Source organism: Salinisphaera sp. LB1 (genome assembly GCF_003177035.1).
Lineage (GTDB): Bacteria > Pseudomonadota > Gammaproteobacteria > Nevskiales > Salinisphaeraceae > Salinisphaera.
The window spans coordinates 2,764,764-2,779,271 of record NZ_CP029488.1; the positions used below are offsets into that span (position 1 = coordinate 2,764,764).

13 protein-coding genes and 1 pseudogene are annotated in these 14,508 nt (G+C 67.0%); 9 read left to right on the top strand and 5 right to left on the bottom strand.

Features of this window, described 5'->3' with window-relative positions:
- The first annotated feature begins 9 nt into the window (after positions 1 to 9).
- The 4 genes from SALB1_RS19555 to SALB1_RS12465 all read left to right on the top strand — a co-directional run bounded on the left by SALB1_RS19555 (position 10) and on the right by SALB1_RS12465 (position 5,502).
- Positions 10 to 228, top strand: coding sequence for a hypothetical protein (locus tag SALB1_RS19555; protein ID WP_255414391.1), 219 nt, complete (start codon positions 10 to 12; stop codon positions 226 to 228).
- 745 nt (positions 229 to 973) lie between these two features.
- A complete protein-coding gene (locus SALB1_RS12455; RefSeq protein ID WP_199678594.1) occupies positions 974 to 2,212 on the top strand; it encodes an ISL3 family transposase in 1,239 nt (412 codons plus the stop codon).
- Positions 2,209 to 4,023: a methyl-accepting chemotaxis protein gene (locus SALB1_RS12460; RefSeq protein ID WP_109994160.1), complete on the top strand. Its 1,815-nt coding sequence runs from the start codon at positions 2,209 to 2,211 to the stop codon at positions 4,021 to 4,023. Before SALB1_RS12455 ends, SALB1_RS12460 begins: the two co-directional genes overlap by 4 nt.
- 276 nt (positions 4,024 to 4,299) lie before the next feature.
- Positions 4,300 to 5,502 (top strand): hypothetical protein, encoded by a 1,203-nt coding sequence (locus tag SALB1_RS12465; RefSeq protein WP_109994161.1) that lies wholly within the window; start codon positions 4,300 to 4,302, stop codon positions 5,500 to 5,502.
- A gap of 98 nt (positions 5,503 to 5,600) precedes the next feature.
- On the opposite strand, the gene SALB1_RS12470 is transcribed toward SALB1_RS12465, so the two are convergent.
- Positions 5,601 to 6,566 carry an LD-carboxypeptidase gene (locus SALB1_RS12470; RefSeq protein WP_109994162.1) on the bottom strand — a complete coding sequence of 322 codons (966 nt, stop codon included), beginning with the start codon at positions 6,564 to 6,566 and terminating at the stop codon, positions 5,601 to 5,603.
- Positions 6,556 to 8,421, bottom strand: a complete 1,866-nt coding sequence (locus SALB1_RS19560; protein WP_120247043.1) for an ATP-binding protein — start codon at positions 8,419 to 8,421, stop codon at positions 6,556 to 6,558. The genes SALB1_RS12470 and SALB1_RS19560 overlap by 11 nt, the downstream gene beginning before the upstream one ends.
- Before the next feature lie 157 nt (positions 8,422 to 8,578).
- Here SALB1_RS19560 and SALB1_RS19565 point away from each other — a divergent pair, with 157 nt between their 5' ends.
- Both SALB1_RS19565 and SALB1_RS19570 read left to right on the top strand, forming a co-directional pair.
- A complete protein-coding gene (locus SALB1_RS19565) occupies positions 8,579 to 9,034 on the top strand; it encodes a hypothetical protein (RefSeq protein ID WP_255414392.1) in 456 nt (151 codons plus the stop codon).
- Entirely contained in the window at positions 9,035 to 9,550 is a 516-nt protein-coding gene (locus SALB1_RS19570; RefSeq protein ID WP_120247045.1) for a hypothetical protein, read from the top strand.
- On the opposite strand, the pseudogene SALB1_RS19950 reads toward SALB1_RS19570, so the two are convergent.
- The 3 genes and pseudogenes from SALB1_RS19950 to SALB1_RS12485 all read right to left on the bottom strand — a co-directional run.
- Positions 9,509 to 10,072, bottom strand: a pseudogene (locus tag SALB1_RS19950) (AAA family ATPase); the annotation flags it as partial. The gene SALB1_RS19570 and the pseudogene SALB1_RS19950 overlap by 42 nt on opposite strands.
- Entirely contained in the window at positions 10,069 to 11,346 is a 1,278-nt protein-coding gene (locus tag SALB1_RS12480) for a DNA repair exonuclease (protein ID WP_109994163.1), read from the bottom strand. The gene SALB1_RS12480 and the pseudogene SALB1_RS19950, both read right to left, overlap by 4 nt.
- A 211-nt stretch (positions 11,347 to 11,557) precedes the next feature.
- A complete protein-coding gene (locus SALB1_RS12485) occupies positions 11,558 to 12,502 on the bottom strand; it encodes a pyridoxal-phosphate dependent enzyme (protein ID WP_109994164.1) in 945 nt (314 codons plus the stop codon).
- Positions 12,503 to 12,603: 101 nt separating this feature from the next.
- On the opposite strand from SALB1_RS12485, the gene SALB1_RS12490 reads away from it, so the two are divergent.
- The 3 genes from SALB1_RS12490 to SALB1_RS12500 all read left to right on the top strand — a co-directional run bounded on the left by SALB1_RS12490 (position 12,604) and on the right by SALB1_RS12500 (position 14,449).
- Positions 12,604 to 12,816, top strand: a complete 213-nt coding sequence (locus tag SALB1_RS12490; protein ID WP_255414394.1) for a hypothetical protein — start codon at positions 12,604 to 12,606, stop codon at positions 12,814 to 12,816.
- Positions 12,817 to 12,836: 20 nt separating this feature from the next.
- On the top strand, positions 12,837 to 13,433 hold the full coding sequence (locus SALB1_RS12495; protein ID WP_109994166.1) for a hypothetical protein: 597 nt from the start codon (positions 12,837 to 12,839) through the stop codon (positions 13,431 to 13,433).
- Positions 13,434 to 13,507: 74 nt separating this feature from the next.
- Positions 13,508 to 14,449 (top strand): GlxA family transcriptional regulator, encoded by a 942-nt coding sequence (locus SALB1_RS12500; protein WP_199678790.1) that lies wholly within the window; start codon positions 13,508 to 13,510, stop codon positions 14,447 to 14,449.
- Positions 14,450 to 14,508: the final 59 nt, after the last annotated feature.

Consider the following 14,508-nt stretch of genomic DNA (forward strand, 5'->3'; position numbering starts at 1 on the left):
CCTTCATGCGTGAACTCTGCCGTGTGGTGCAGCCGGGGGGGCCTGATCCTGTTCACGCAGCGCCAGGATCTGTACGGCGACGCATTCCAGGCCGCGCTGGATACCGTCACGGCCCAGGGGCTGTGGTCGCCGCTGTACCATTCCGGGCCGCAGCCGTATCTGCCGCACTACGCGGCGTTCGACCGCGCGCAGGATATTCACTACGACCTGTATCGTACGGCCGATTGAACAGGCTCGGTTGTAGCCACGTCATGGCGGGTGAGACCTGGGCCTGTCGTCGTTGCACGCCAGGCGGCGCGGTGACCGGAAGCCACGTCGACCAAGGCGCGGCGCGCTTGTCGTGGCTGGCGGCCCTTGTGCCTCTTCTTGCGGCAACACAATCACCCGCGCGGCCGCTCTGACGTAACGGCAGGCGCCATGCCATACCCGCGATCGCGTGGTGCGACGCCGAAGCCAGTGCATTCGTTCGTGTCGCTGTGCGGGCCGGGCGGCACATGAAAGACCTTCCGGGATGGCGGGCCGGGCGTCATGCCGTGCCCGCGTCTCGCACTCCAGCACGCTCTTGATTCGAATGGTCGTCCGGGGCGTCCGCGCTCTATGCGTGCAGGGCAGTCCGAGGTGTTCCGCCATGCATCTTCGGCATGGTGAGCGGCGGGTATGGGGACCAACCCGCCCATTGGCGCACTGGGGCAGAGCTCGACCAGGCCTTGTCCTGCCGCCAGCGACTTTTTCGCCGCCTGCCTAAAGTTTTTCTGTATCCGCCGATACTCTTTCGACTATCGGATTACCCGGCTTTCCATGGCGCAAAAATTTTGGCTCGGGTGCTTGTTTGCGATTTGCAGCGGCACGGGACCGACCGGATCTGAAGATTATTTCTGGCTCTTCTGCACTGACATGCGCTAGAGAGGGATGACTGCCGCCGACAAATCCGTTTCAATACAAGCTCCTACACAAATACAGAAGGGGTTTGTAGATGGCGGCAACCATCCCAAGTTGGATTGTTGGTCTGCGCGGGCAGTGCGTCAAGGGCGTGGCGTGGGACGAAGCTCGTGGCACGCTGGTGTTTCACTGCGACCGCGATCGCCGCTTCGTGCCGGTGGATCACCGGAGCGGCGCACGAGGCACCGTCAATCGACGGCTGCGTCGCGAGGTTCAGGATCTGCCGATCTGGGGCCGCTCAGTGACGCTCTCGATCGCGTACTGTCAGCTCAAGATCGGGGCGACGGATCGCCGTATGGAACGGCTGTCGTTCGTCGAGCCCGGCCATGGCTTCACACGCCGCTATGCGCGGTTTGTCAGCCAACTGGCTCGGCATATCAGCATCGCCGCCGTCGCGGCTTACACCGGCCTGGCGTGGCGTACGGTCAAGGCTATGGACGAACGGGCGTTGACGCGTGATCTGCCGGCTCTGGATCCTGGCGCACTGACCGGCCTGCGGCATCTGGGCGTCGACGAGGTCGCCCGCGCCAAGGGCCATGATTATCTGACCATCGTCTACGACCTCGAGTCCGGCGATCTGGTATGGGTCACCGAGGGCCGTCGCAAGGCCGGCCTGACGGCGTTTTTCGATCAGCTCGATGAGCCCGTTGCCCAGGGCATCGAGGCCGTAGCCATGGATATGTGGAAGCCCTTTGAACAGGCGGTGGCCGAGGCGTTGCCGAACGCCGCCATCGTCTTCGATCGCTTCCATGTCATGCAGCAGTATTCGAAGGTGATCGATACCGTCCGCCGAACCGAGTTCAAGCGGGCAACCCACGCCGACAAGCAGGTCTTGGTTGGCAGCCGTTATCTGCTGCTCAAAAACGCCGAACGCTTGAGCGATAGCCAGGCCGCGCGACTCGATCGGTTGCTCGCCGTCAATGGCCCGCTCAACGCAGTCTATGCCTTGAAAGAACAGCTCCAGCAACTGTGGCACGCCCCAGCGAGCTTCACCGTCATGGGCCAGCGCCTGGATGCCTGGTGTGCCTTGGCCGAGGCCACCGGGCTGGCCCCCATGAAACGCTTCGTGGCGATGCTACAGCGGCATCGCACCGGGATCTGCAACTACGCGGCCCACCCCATCACCACCGCCCGACTCGAAGGCGGCCACGTCGCGATCGGGTTGATCCGTAAACGCGCTCGCGGACTGCTCGATACCGAATACTTCAAACTCAAAATCCGGCAAAGCGCAACGCCCGAACCACCCCTTGGCCTGTACGCTCTGACCGGATGATTGGCTCAAACCATGTCACAAGAGCCTTATTTCTTTCAGAATACAATTTAAGAATCGGAGTTCATTTTTTAATGTTTAAAAGCGTAAAAACCAAACTCGGCGCAGGCTTCGGATTGATCCTGTTGTTGGTCTGCGCCCTGGGCGCGGTCTCGATGCATTCGCTGCACAACAGCCAGCAAAACGCTAATCAGATATTCAATAGTAATCTGAAAGCGATGCATTACATTGGCGAGGTCAACCTGCATTTGGGCCGGCTCCAGTCGCGCGCATTGAAGGTGATGAACAAGAGAGACGCGCAATCTGCCGCGGATCTGGAGACGTTTCTCAATAGCGCAAAGACAACAATCGCAAAGAACCTGGGTAAGTACTATCCGGCGATGGTCGGTAATCCGAGCGAAGACGCGAAGGCGAAGCAAGCCATCGCCGACTATCATGCATTTCTCCCGCTGATGAGTCATTTCATCGGTCTTGCATCGGACGGCAATTTTCAACAGGCGGTGACCGATTATTACGCCAACGTCGAGAAACCGTTTCTGCAGCTGCGTTCGGATTTCCGGGGCTTGAGCAACCTGCAGGTGACACAGGCCGACAAGGCGCATGCGGCCGGAGCCGCGTCTGCTTCGCAGGCCAACCTGATCATGTGGGCCTTGCTGGGATTCGTGGTGGTGGTCACGATTCTGACGACCCTGCTCATGATTCGCATGATTACCCGGCCGTTGCAGCAGACACGAGGCGTGGTGGCTGCCATCGGCCAGGGGCGGCTGGATAATGAAATCGTCAACCCGTTCCGCGATGAGTTCGGCCAGCTTCTGACGGGGCTTGCGGAAATGCAGGAACGTCTGGCCGCCATCGTGATGAAGGTGCGCGACGGTTCCGATTCGGTCAGCGTGGGCGCCCGGCAGATCGCCGCCGGTAACGACGAGCTGAGCACCCGAACCCAGCAACAGGCGGCGAGCCTCGAGGAGACGGCGTCGTCGATGGAGCAGATGACCGCGACCGTCAAGCAGAACGCCGATAACGCCACCCAGGCGGACCAGCTGGCCCGGCAGGTGCGCTCGCAGGCGAACGAGGGCGGCGAAGTGGTCGGTCGCGCGGTCGCGGCCATGGAGGAAATCACTGCCGCCAGCCGCAAGATCGGCGACATCGTGGGCCTGATTGACGACATCGCGTTCCAGACCAATCTTCTGGCCCTGAACGCCTCGGTGGAGGCGGCGCGCGCCGGCGAGCAGGGGCGTGGTTTCGCGGTGGTGGCCACCGAGGTTCGCAACCTGGCCAGCCGGAGCGCGAATGCGGCGAAGGAAATCAAGGCGCTGGTGGCGGACAGTTCAGCCAAGGTGGCTGACGGTTCGAGCCAGGTGGCGCTGTCCGGCAGCACGCTCGAGCAGATCGTCGAGTCGGTGACCAAGGTCAGCGATCTGGTGTCGGAAATGGCGGCCGCGGGCAAGGAACAGTCCGCCGGCATCGAGCAGGTCAACATCGCCGTCAGCGAGATGGATAACACCACGCAGAAGAATGCGGCGCTGGTGGAGGAATCGGCGGCCGCCGGGCGTTCGTTGGAAGAGCAGGCCGACGATCTGAAGGCGCAGGTCGCCTCCTTCCGGGTCGCGGCCCGGGCCGCGCAAAAGCCCCGCACGCCGGTAACGCAGGCGCCGCAGCCGGACGCGGGCCAGCCCCAACCTCGGCCGCAGCCCCAGTCCCAGTCCCAGTCCAAGAATGGGCCGGCGAAGGCGCTAGGCGGTGGTAAGCCCGCTCAGCCCGCGCCCGCCGCCGCGCCTGCCTCTGGCGATGACGATCAGTGGGCGACGTTCTAGGGCCCGTTCCGACAACGAAACCCGGGGCCCGCGCCGCCTTGTGCGTGGGGCCCCGCTTTATCGAGAAAATCGGGCCGGTGTCGAGCCCTGTTTCGCGCCTGCGGAGCAGGGCGGTTATGCCGCCATCGGCGGTTCAGCCGGCGCGGGTGAGCAGCATGGCAGGGCCCGTGTCCGCGGTCGTTCCGGCCCGGACCGGCGGCCCATTGCAATCCTTGTCGGCGCCCATAAAGTACGTCTGCGCAACGGTTTGCAACATGTGAAAAGTCACGCGACTCGATGAATTCGGCTGAACACGACAATGCGCCGGCGTTCACCGGCGAGGCCACGCTGGGGCTGATTCCCGCGCCCGATCTGCCGGAGACGGTGGTCGCAAGTATTGTGGCGGGCTTGCCGGAACGGCTGCACCAGTGCATCGACGACCGGCTGACCTGGCATGTCGAAACCGTCACCGATCCGTTGATCGGTGCCGAAGACGAGACCCGGCAGATTCTGTCCAAGGCCGGCCATATCAAGCAGGCGCGAGGTTGGCAGTACGTCGTGTGCGTGACCGATCTGCCGATGTTGCGTAATCGCAGGCTGACGATCGCCGAAGCGGACGGCCAGCACGGTACGGGCGTGCTTTCGCAGCCGGCATTGGGGTTCTTGCAGCTCAAACGGCGATTGCAGGACGCAATCCTGCAACTCGTTAACGAAATGCATCACGGCAGCTCGGATGCTGCACGCGATCGCCAGCAGGTGCATATCGCGCACCAGGCGGACCGGTACGGGCATGGCAGCGAGATCAGCGCGGATGCCCGCGAGTTGGTGGGCAGTCGCTATCTGCGACCGTTCGTTTCGCTTCGCCGTCTGACACCGGACGATTCTGCGGTGGATGTCCGATTCGTGACCGCGAGCCGTTGGCGGGGCTATATCCAGCTGCTGCTGGGCATGGTGTATGCCAATCGACCCTGGACGATTCTGCCGTCATTCAGGCGGGTGGTCGCCATCGCCTTTGCCACCGGCACCTATGGCCTCGTGTTCCCGACGTTATGGCATTTGAGCGACGCGTACGACAGAGCGCGTCTGTTGGCGCTGATGGCCCTGTCGTTCATCGCGATGATCGCGTGGATCACCATTGCGCACGGGCTGTGGGAGCCGCGCAGTGCAAACGCGCGATTCACGCTGGTCTGGCTCTACAACGCGACCACGCTGACGACGCTGTTGATTGGCGTCGCCTGTTACTACGTCGCTCTTTTCTGCCTGTTTTTCACCACGGCCCTGATCTTCATTCCGGACCATTACTTGCAGCAGGTGCTCCAGCATCCCGCCGGGCTCTACAGTTATGTGGTGCTGGCCTGGCTGATCACGTCGGTGGCGACGATCACGGGGGCGTTGGGCCTGAGCCTGGAGGGCGATGCCACGGTGCGCAACGCAACCTACGGCTATCGACAGCGCATGCGCCACCGTAAAGTGACCCGGGATAGCGCTTCATCACGCTAGCCGCGGCGCGGGCCGGGCGATTCGGCGACATGACGCAACGAACAACAACAATTTGCCGGCGATGGCAGCGCCGGCTCCTGAATGGCCGCAGCGCCCGATCAGCGGCTTTCGATAGCGTGCGGCGCCATCTTGAATTCGATCTGGCCGGCGTCAATCGAGCCGTGGCTGCCATACCGCCACGCCAAGTTCTCGTAACCGTGGCTCACCGGCAACCCGGCGTAGATCGGGACGTCTTCGATCCATTCAGCAAAAACAGCCGCGAGCGATCGCAGGCCGTCGGCCAGGGTGCAGTCGTCGAAACCGCCCAGGCAGACGGCTTGTAGCCGGTCGCGTTGTATCGAGCCGATCAGTTGCCCAAAACTACGCTCCAGCCGGAATTCGGCCTCGCCCACGTCTTCCAGCAACAGAATCGCATCGGTATCGAGCTGCAGGGCGGCGGCCGTGCCCGCCATGCTGGCGAGCGTGGTCAGGTTGCCGCCGACCAGTGGGCCGGACACGGGCCCGGTGGGGCCGGCCATGTGGGTCAGGCGCCACGCGCTGGCGCGGTCCTGCAGCCAATCGGCCAGCGAGGCCATGGAGGCCGCGCGCTGGTCCTGTTCTTCGGTGGTTTCACCCGGCTTGGCGAGCTGCGTGGCGACCGGGCCGTGGATCGCGAGACGCCCGTGCTGGCGGAAGGCTTCGAGCAGGACGGTGGTATCGGAAAAGCCGATCAGCGGGACGTTGTCCGGAATGCGTGACCAGTCGATGTGTTCGACCAGATGCGCGCTGCCGTAGCCGCCGCGCAGGCACCAGACGGCGGCGACGTTTGGCAGCTCGAAGGCCCGGTGCAGGTCGGCCAGGCGCGCCGCGGCGGTGCCGGCCAGATAGCGGTGATGATCGCGGGCGTGGGCGCCGAGGCAGGCGTCGATGCCGGCGGCTGCCAGCACCGCCAGCGCGGTGTCGATCCGTGCGTCGGCCACGCCGCCGGCCGGGGCGATCAGGGCGATGCGCTGGCCGGCGAGCGGGCGGAGCACCTCGGCCAGGCGGGCAAGCGGGGCCGCCAGCGGGGTCGGTTCAGAGGTCATGGGTTGTCACCCGCGTGCCGAGTCGTTCGCCGGCCATGTCGCGCAGATGCTGGTGGTGGGTGAAGAACAATACCTGGGTTTTTTCGGCTAGGCCGGCCAGCACGTCGAGCCCGGCCATGGCGCGGTCGTCGTCGAAGTTGATGAACAGGTCGTCGGCGACCACGGGCAGCGGCGTGGCGCGTTCGAGATAATCCTCGATCGCGGCGATGCGCAGCGCCAGATAGAGTTGGTCGCGGGTGCCCTCGCTCATGCCGGGCGGGGCGACGCGCGCGCCGTCGGGGCGTACGCCGACGATCTGCAGCTCGTCGCGGTCGTCGAATTCGCCGGCGAGCCGTTCGAAGGAGCCACCGGTGAGCTGGTTCATGAGTGCGGAGCCGCGTTCGATCAGCGGGCGCTGCTTGTCCATCGCGTAACGCTGGCCGGCCCATTTGAGCAGCAGTGCGGCGGTGCCCACGCGCAGGTAGCGCTCGGCGGCGTCCTGCATGTCGGCGAGTGCTGTCTGGCGTTCGGCCGCGGCGGTCACCGCGCGATCATCGCCACCGATGGCGTCGAAGGCGGCCTTGGCTTCGTTGCGGGCGTCGCGCGCCGGGCCGAGGTCGGCGTCCAGATGCTCGATCCGCTCGGACAGCGCGTCGATCTGTTCGCGCAGGGTGTCGAGATCGCTCGCCTCGACCGCGGCGATGAGATCGTCGATCGACTGGCCGTCGCCCTGCTCGGCCAGTGTTTCGGCGATGGCGGCGTGTTCGGCGACGAGGGCCTGGCGCCGTTCGGCGCGCGCGATGATGGCCTCGAGCGCGTCGGGATCGGCCACGCCGGCCTGCCGGCACAAGCCGTCGAGCCGGCGTTCGGCGTCGGCGCGGGTCTGTTCGTGCTGGGCGATGCGCTCGCGATGGGCGGCCAGATCGGCTTCGCGCGTCTGCAGGCGTGCGTGTTGCGAGCGGATGTCGCGCAGGGCGGCGGTTAGCCGCTGCACGGTCGCCTCGCCCGGTTCGTCGTCGACGGCGCTGCGGCCGGTGGCTTCGAGAATACGGGCGAGTTCGGCCTCGAAACGCGACCGGCGTTCGTTGAGGTCCTGCTGTTCGGCTGCCAGCTCTCGCGCCTGCCGGGCCTGTTCACGGCCGGTTTCGATGATGTCGAGCACCGCCTGGCCGGCCTGGGCATCGAGCGATGTGTCGAGCCCCAGTTCGTCGAGCGCGGCCCGCCACGCGCGCTGCCAGTCGGCCAGCTCGGTCGCGGCCTGCTCGCGGCTCGTCTGGAGCGCTTCGATACGGCGTGCCTGTTCGCGGCGTTCGCGATCGAGCCGCTGGCGTTCGTCGCGCTGGCGATGCGCGCGCTCGATCAGCCGCCGGGCGTGTTCGATCAGCATCGCGAGCGAGGCGTCGGCGATCTGGCCTTCGTCCACGCCGAGGGTCACCAGGTACGGCTGTACCTGGTCGCGATGCGCGGCGATGCGACCGGCCAGCTCGTCGCGGGCGGCCTTGGCGTCGATGTGATTCGCGCGGGCGGTCAGCGCGGCGTCGCGATCGGCGAGCCAGTCGCGCATCGCCGCCGGGCTGGCCGGTTCGAGATCGGCGGATGCCCACAGCGCGGTCCATTCGGTCAGCAGGCCGTCGAGCCGCGTGCGGGCCGCGTCGCGCCGGGCGATGGCTTGTTCCAGGGCCTGTTCGCGCTCGGCCACATGGCGCTGGCGCTCTGCGTCCTGCGTAATAGCGGCCGCATGATCGAAGCGGGCATCGGCCAGCGCGTCGGCCTGGCGTGTCGTGCGCTCGAAGGCCTCGACCGGGTTCTTTTCGGCGGCGGCGTCCAGCTTGGGTGCGTCGGCTTGGTCGAACAGATCGCGCTCGCGCTGTTCCACGTACCGACGCCGCACGAGCTGCCAACAGGCATCGCGTTTTTTCGCGCGTCGCGGCGAGGCTTTCGGCGCTCGGCAGGGCTTCGTCGGCGCGGCGACGGGCCAGGGCGTCGCGCGCGCGTTCGACGTCGTCGCTGAGTTCGTCGACGCGCGCCTGCTGTTGTTGGCGGGCTTCGCGGGCGCCATCGATGGCGGCTTCGAACTCACCAATGCGATCGCGGCTGGGCACGTCCAGCGTGGCCAGCGTCTCGATATCCGCCACGGCCGGCTGCATGGCGGCCAGCCGGCGGGCCAGATCGCGCGCCAGCCGGTCCAGGTCGGCCTGGGTGTTGCGCTGTTCGGATTCGAGATCGCCTTCGCGGGTGCAGGCGGCCAGCCAGGCTTCGAGCGCGGTGGTGTCGGCCGCGCGGCCCAGCGCGTCGGCGTCGGCGGCCAGCCGGGCCTCGGCTTCGCGGGCCGTGTTGAGATTGTCGGTGGCGTGGTCGAGGCTCTGGCGGTGGGTCGCCTCGGCGGCTGCCAGACGCCGGGCCTGGGCGAGGGCGGCGGCGGTCGGCCATTCTCGCGTCTGATCGGGCCAGCCGAGTTCTCGCCGCATGTGGGCCAAGGCTTCGGTTAAATGCGCCTGTTCGCGTTCGATTTCGGCGAGGCGCTCGCGATCGGCGGCGATCCGGCCGCGCTGTTCAGCCAGACGTTCGATCGCCTCGCCGGCTTCGCGCAGCGCCGGGTCGTCGCTGAGGGTGGCGATTTCGGCATTGATGTGCTCGATCTGGTCTTCAATGGATGCGATCGCGGCATCGGCCGATTCGATCGTCTCTTTGGCCTGCTCGAAGGTCGCGCGCGCTTCGGCGTGCAGGGCGGGTGTTTCGCCGAGACCGGCCAGCTCGGCCTCGACTTCGCGATACCGACGGACCGGGGCGGCCACGCGCCGGATGCGTTCGAGCTCTTGCAATTGATGGCGCAGCCCGCGGCGCTGTTCGGCCAGTTCCTGGTAGCGCGCTTCGGCGGTCTCGAAGGCTTCGCGTTTGCTGCGCCAGTCGCCGACCGTGACCTCGTGCTCGCGGATATCGGCCTCGGCGGTCTTCAGCCGAGCTTCGGCCTGATAGTAGCGTCGGTTCTGCGAGGCGTTGGGTGACCACAGCGCGTCGGCTTCGGCGACCAGGGCCTCGCGTTCGGCGAGCACGTCGGCCAGGCCGGAGCCGGCCGAAAGCAGGGCGGTGTCGGCATTGGCATCGGCTGCCGCGAGGGTTTCGCCGCCGGCACGCAGGCCGGCGTGGTCGAGGCTGAACATGCGGGTGAAAAACGCGCGGTCCGCGCCGGCAAGCCCGCGTTCCAGATCGGCCTCCAGCCGGGCCGCGGCTTCGCCGGCGGCGTCGAGCAGGGTGTTCTTGCGGCCTTTCTTGCGGATCGCCTCGATCTCGGCCTCGCCCGCTTCGAGGCGCGCGCCGATGCGCAGCGCGCTGTAGGCATGTACGAAGTTCAGCGGCGTCTGGGTGGGAAAGCCGAACAGAAAATCGCCGATCGCGCTGCGGGCGGTGGATTTGCCGGCCTCGTTGGCGCCGAACACGATATGCAGATCGGTGGCCCCCGGTGTGAAGGCCACGCGCCGATCGGTGAAATGGCCATAGGCCAGCAGAGCGAGCTCGGCGAATCTCATGAGGGGGTCTCGCCGGCGGCCAGGCGCGCGAGCAGATAAGCGCCGGCGCCGTCGATCAGCGTGGCCGTGTCGCCGTCGATCGCGGCGCGCAGCAGTGGGTCGTCCGCATCGGCGCGGATGTCGTGTGGCAGGCGCTCGGCCAGCCGGCGGATATCCTTTTCGATCATCGCGCGGATATCGGGGTCGTCGGCGGCATCCACGAGCAGGCGCTGCATCTCGCCGAGCGCATCCTGGCGCGCACGGCGGCTGGCGGCGTCAAGTTCGGGTTCGGTCGCCAGCTTGATCTTTTCAACATAGACCTGGGCCGAACCCAGGCCGGCGGCCGCGGCTCGTGCCTCGGCCAGCAGCCGTTCAGGCGCGGCGGTGAGCCGGTCGTGCAGGGCGGTGGTGCCGGTCAGGCGAAGCCGGATTGCGAGCAGCCGGCCCTCGACATCCGCGGCGCCGGCCTCGATCGCCCGCCGCATCGCCGCGATGACGTCGTTGAAATCATCTGCGTCGGCCACGTCGACCCCGCGTTCGGCCCAGCGCGCGACGTCGCAGTAGATCGGCTGCAGCGCGACCACCCGGCCGTCCTCGACCCCCACCTCGAACGCGCTCTTGGCTCCGGTCTCGCGGATCGAGCGGCCCTGGAGGTTGCCGGAAAAGACCACGTGCGGATGCTCGGCCAGCACTTCGGCGCTGTGCACGTGGCCGAGCGCCCAGTAGTCGTAGCCCTTGGCGGTGAGTTCGTCGAGCGTACAGGGGGCATAGTTGGCGTGGCCGTCGCGGCCGCCGAGCGCGGTATGCAGCAGGCCGATGTTGAACACGCCGGGCGCCGGTTCGGGATAGCCGGGCACCAGGTTGTCAGTGACCTCGCGCCGCGCATAGCTCATGCCGTGCAGCGCCACGTCCAACCCGTCGAGCGTCCGCGTCTCCGCGGCCTCGTGCGAAAACACCTGCACGTTGTCCGGCAGCGACAGGCTGCGCGTCATCTGGTTCTGGGCGTCGTGATTGCCGTGAATCAGATACACCGGGATCGAGGCGGCCGCCAGCCGGTGCATCTGGCGCGCGAAGAACACGCCGGTCTGGTAGTCGCGCCAGTCGCCGTCGTAGACATCGCCGGCGATGACGACGAAATCCACCGCCCGTTCGATGGCGGCATCGACCAGCGCGGTCAGCGCTTCGCGGGTCGCCAGCCGCAGCCGCTCGGCGATGCCCGGCACCTCGTCGGACAACCCGCGCATGGGGCTGTCGAGGTGAATGTCGGCGGTGTGGATGAAGCGAAAGGAACTCAAGGCAACAGCTTGGGGCAGGGCGTTGGCGATCGCTGCATCTTAGCGGCTGTGGGCCATGCACCCAATCGGTGGCTGCGTAGCCGCCACGCGATTCATCCGCGGGTGACGCAGAACAACGCGGATGAACGCGAGCGGGCGCCGGTCGACCTGGCGCGTCGGCTCGTGAATGATGCGCGCGAAGCCCCTGTGAGCGTGGGGCATCGGCGACGCCCTACCACGGCAGGCGATCGATATCGACGTTGCCGCCGGTGAGAATCACGCCGACGCGCCGGTTTTCGAAATGTTCGGGCGCGGCCAGGACGGCGGCCAGCGCGACCGCGCAGGAAGGCTCCACGATGATCTTCATGCGCTGCCAGATCAGCCGCATGGCGGCGATGATCTCGTCTTCCGACACGCGTGTGATGGCGGCGACATGATCGCGCACGATCGGCCAGGTGATGGCGCCGAGCGAGGCCTTGAGGCCATCGGCGACGGTGTCCGGCGCGTCATTGCCGCAGCGCTCGCCGCTCTCCAGCGAACGGGCGGCGTCGTCGGCCGCGGCCGGTTCGCCGCCGTGGACCGCGATATGCGGCGCGTGGGCGGCGGCGGTGAGCGCGGTGCCGCTGAGCAGGCCGCCGCCGCCGACCGGCGCGATCACGATATCCAGATCGGGTACGTCCTCGATGAGTTCGGCCGCACAGCTGGCCTGCCCGGCGATGACGCGCGGATCGTCATACGGACCGATGAACTCGGCGCCGGTTTGGCCGATGAACGCATCGAGTGCGGCCTGGCGTGCGGCGTTGGTCGGTTCGCAGAAGATGACGTCGGCGCCGTAGCCGCGAACCGCGTCGATCTTCGGCTTCGGCGCGGTTTTCGGCATGACCACGGTGGCGGCGATGCCGCGCGCGGCCGCGGCGCGGGCCAGGGCCTGGCCGTGGTTGCCGCTGGAGTGGGTGGCGACGCCGCGTGCGGCCTGTTCGGGGCCCAGCGAGAACACGGCGTTGGTGGCGCCACGGGCCTTGAATGCGCCGGTTTTCTGGAAGTTCTCGCATTTGAAGAACAGCACCGCCCCCGCGGCCCGGTCGAGCGTGCGGCAGGTCAGTACCGGGGTGCGATGGATGTGTTCGGCGATGCGCTGGCGGGCGGCAACCAGGTCGGCAGCGGTGGGGCGCGTCATTCGTGTCTTTAGTTCGGGGCAGGAATCCGCATACTGCCATGCAGGGCCGGGATCGGGGGTCTTTTCCGGCCCGGCGGTGATTCAATTCGATGGAGTGCGTGATGGAAGAACCGATGGTGCTGCGCTATATCTGCGAGCTGGGCGGCGATGAGACGATCGTGGAAGCCCCCAGCGCCGAGGATGCGGCGGACCTGGCGGCCAAGGCGTATGCCGCCGAACACGGGCCCGGCACCTATACGGTGACGGTGTCCGAGGCGACCGACTACGATCTGCCCCTGATCGCCGGGGACGACTACACCGTTACCGTCGATTGACCATGGCGCGGGTTCGAAGGATGAGATCAGTCGCGATCTATGCCGTGGCCGCCCTCGTCGCCGCCAGCGCGCTGCTGTCGGGCTGCGCGGCGCTGTCGAACGGTGGCGACGGCCACCACAAGCTGGCCAGGCAGGCCGGTGCCTTCAAGGCCACGCCGGCCGCTCGCAACGCCGATGACCGGCAGCGTCTGACCGAGGCGCTGGCCACGATTTATGCCGACAGCACCGTGCACCCGTTGCGCTACCATGCCCGGTTCGTCGACCTCAACGGCGATGGCAAGCGCGAGGCCGTGGTCTATGTCACAGGCCCCTCGGGCTGCGCGCAGGGTTGCGATCTGTACGTGCTCGCGCGCAACGGCGATCGCTACGAAGCGGTCTCGCGTATTCCCACGGCCCGCGCGCCGCTTTACGAACTCGATCAACGCCATCACGGCTGGCACGATCTGTGGGTCACCACGGTGGGCGACGCCGGGGGCTCTCATGGCCAGCGCATGCAATATGCCGGGGGCGGCTATGTGCCGGTCGACGACAACGGGGCCGCCGCCGCGCGCACGCCGTTGATACCGAACCTCGATGGCCCGGGGCATGCGATACCGGCAAGCGGCCATGGCCAGTAGAGTGATGCGCGACGATAGCGGCGAGCCTCGCCGAGGGCTTTGAAGCGCGCATGAACTCGGCGGCCACGCCTGCCATGACCAGCTATTTGCTGATCGACGGCTTTTCGATGATGGCGTTCGTGGCCGCTACGGAGCCGTTTCGTATTGCCAATCGTCTGGCCGGTGCGGATTTGTACGCCTGGCGGCTGCTGAGCGAGTCGGGTGGGGCTGTGGCCGCGTCCAACGGCATGCGTGTGCTGCCCGATGCCGGCATCGACCAGGCCGCAATACCGGCCCGGCTGGCGATCTGCAGCGGTTTTCTGGAGGCCGGCGCGCCCAGCCGCGCCCTGGCGCGCTGGCTGCGCCGTTGTGACGCGGCGGGCGCGGTACTTGGCGGTATCGACACCGGTTGTTTCGCGCTGGCCGCGGCCGGGTTGCTCGACGGTCACCGCGTTACGCTGCACTGGGAGAGCCTGCCGGCTTTTCGCGAGCGGTTTCCGCTGGTGGCGGCGGTGGAGTCGCTGTACGAGATCGGCCCTCGCCGGTTTTCCTGCGCTGGCGGCATGGCCGCCACGGATATGGCGCTGGCCGGAATCGCGGCCGACCATGGCTCGATACTGGCCCGGGCCGTCGCCGAGCAGCTCATCCACGATCGCGCCCGCGACCCCGACGCCCGGCAGCGTCAATCCATCGTCAAGCGCCTCGATATTCACAGTCCGCCGTTGGTCCAGGCGGTGGCGCTGATGGAAAATCATCTCGAAACGCCATTGCCGCTGGCAGTCATCGCCCGGCGTGCCGCCCGTTCGCCGCGTCAGCTGCAACGCTTGTTCGAGGCCGAACTGCAGGCCACGCCCGGCGCCTGGTATCGACGGCTGCGCCTGGATCACGCGGCGACGCTGATCGAGGAAACCGACCGTTCGATGACCGAAATCGCGGCCGCCTCGGGCTTTGCATCGACGACCACGTTCTCGAGAGCATTCCGACAGCAATTCGGCGTTTCGCCCTCGGCGTGGCGATATCGCGGGCAGGCCCGATAGCCGGGCAGGGTACGCCCGATCGCGCGCGAAACCGGGCCGCCGGCGCCGCGTAACACACC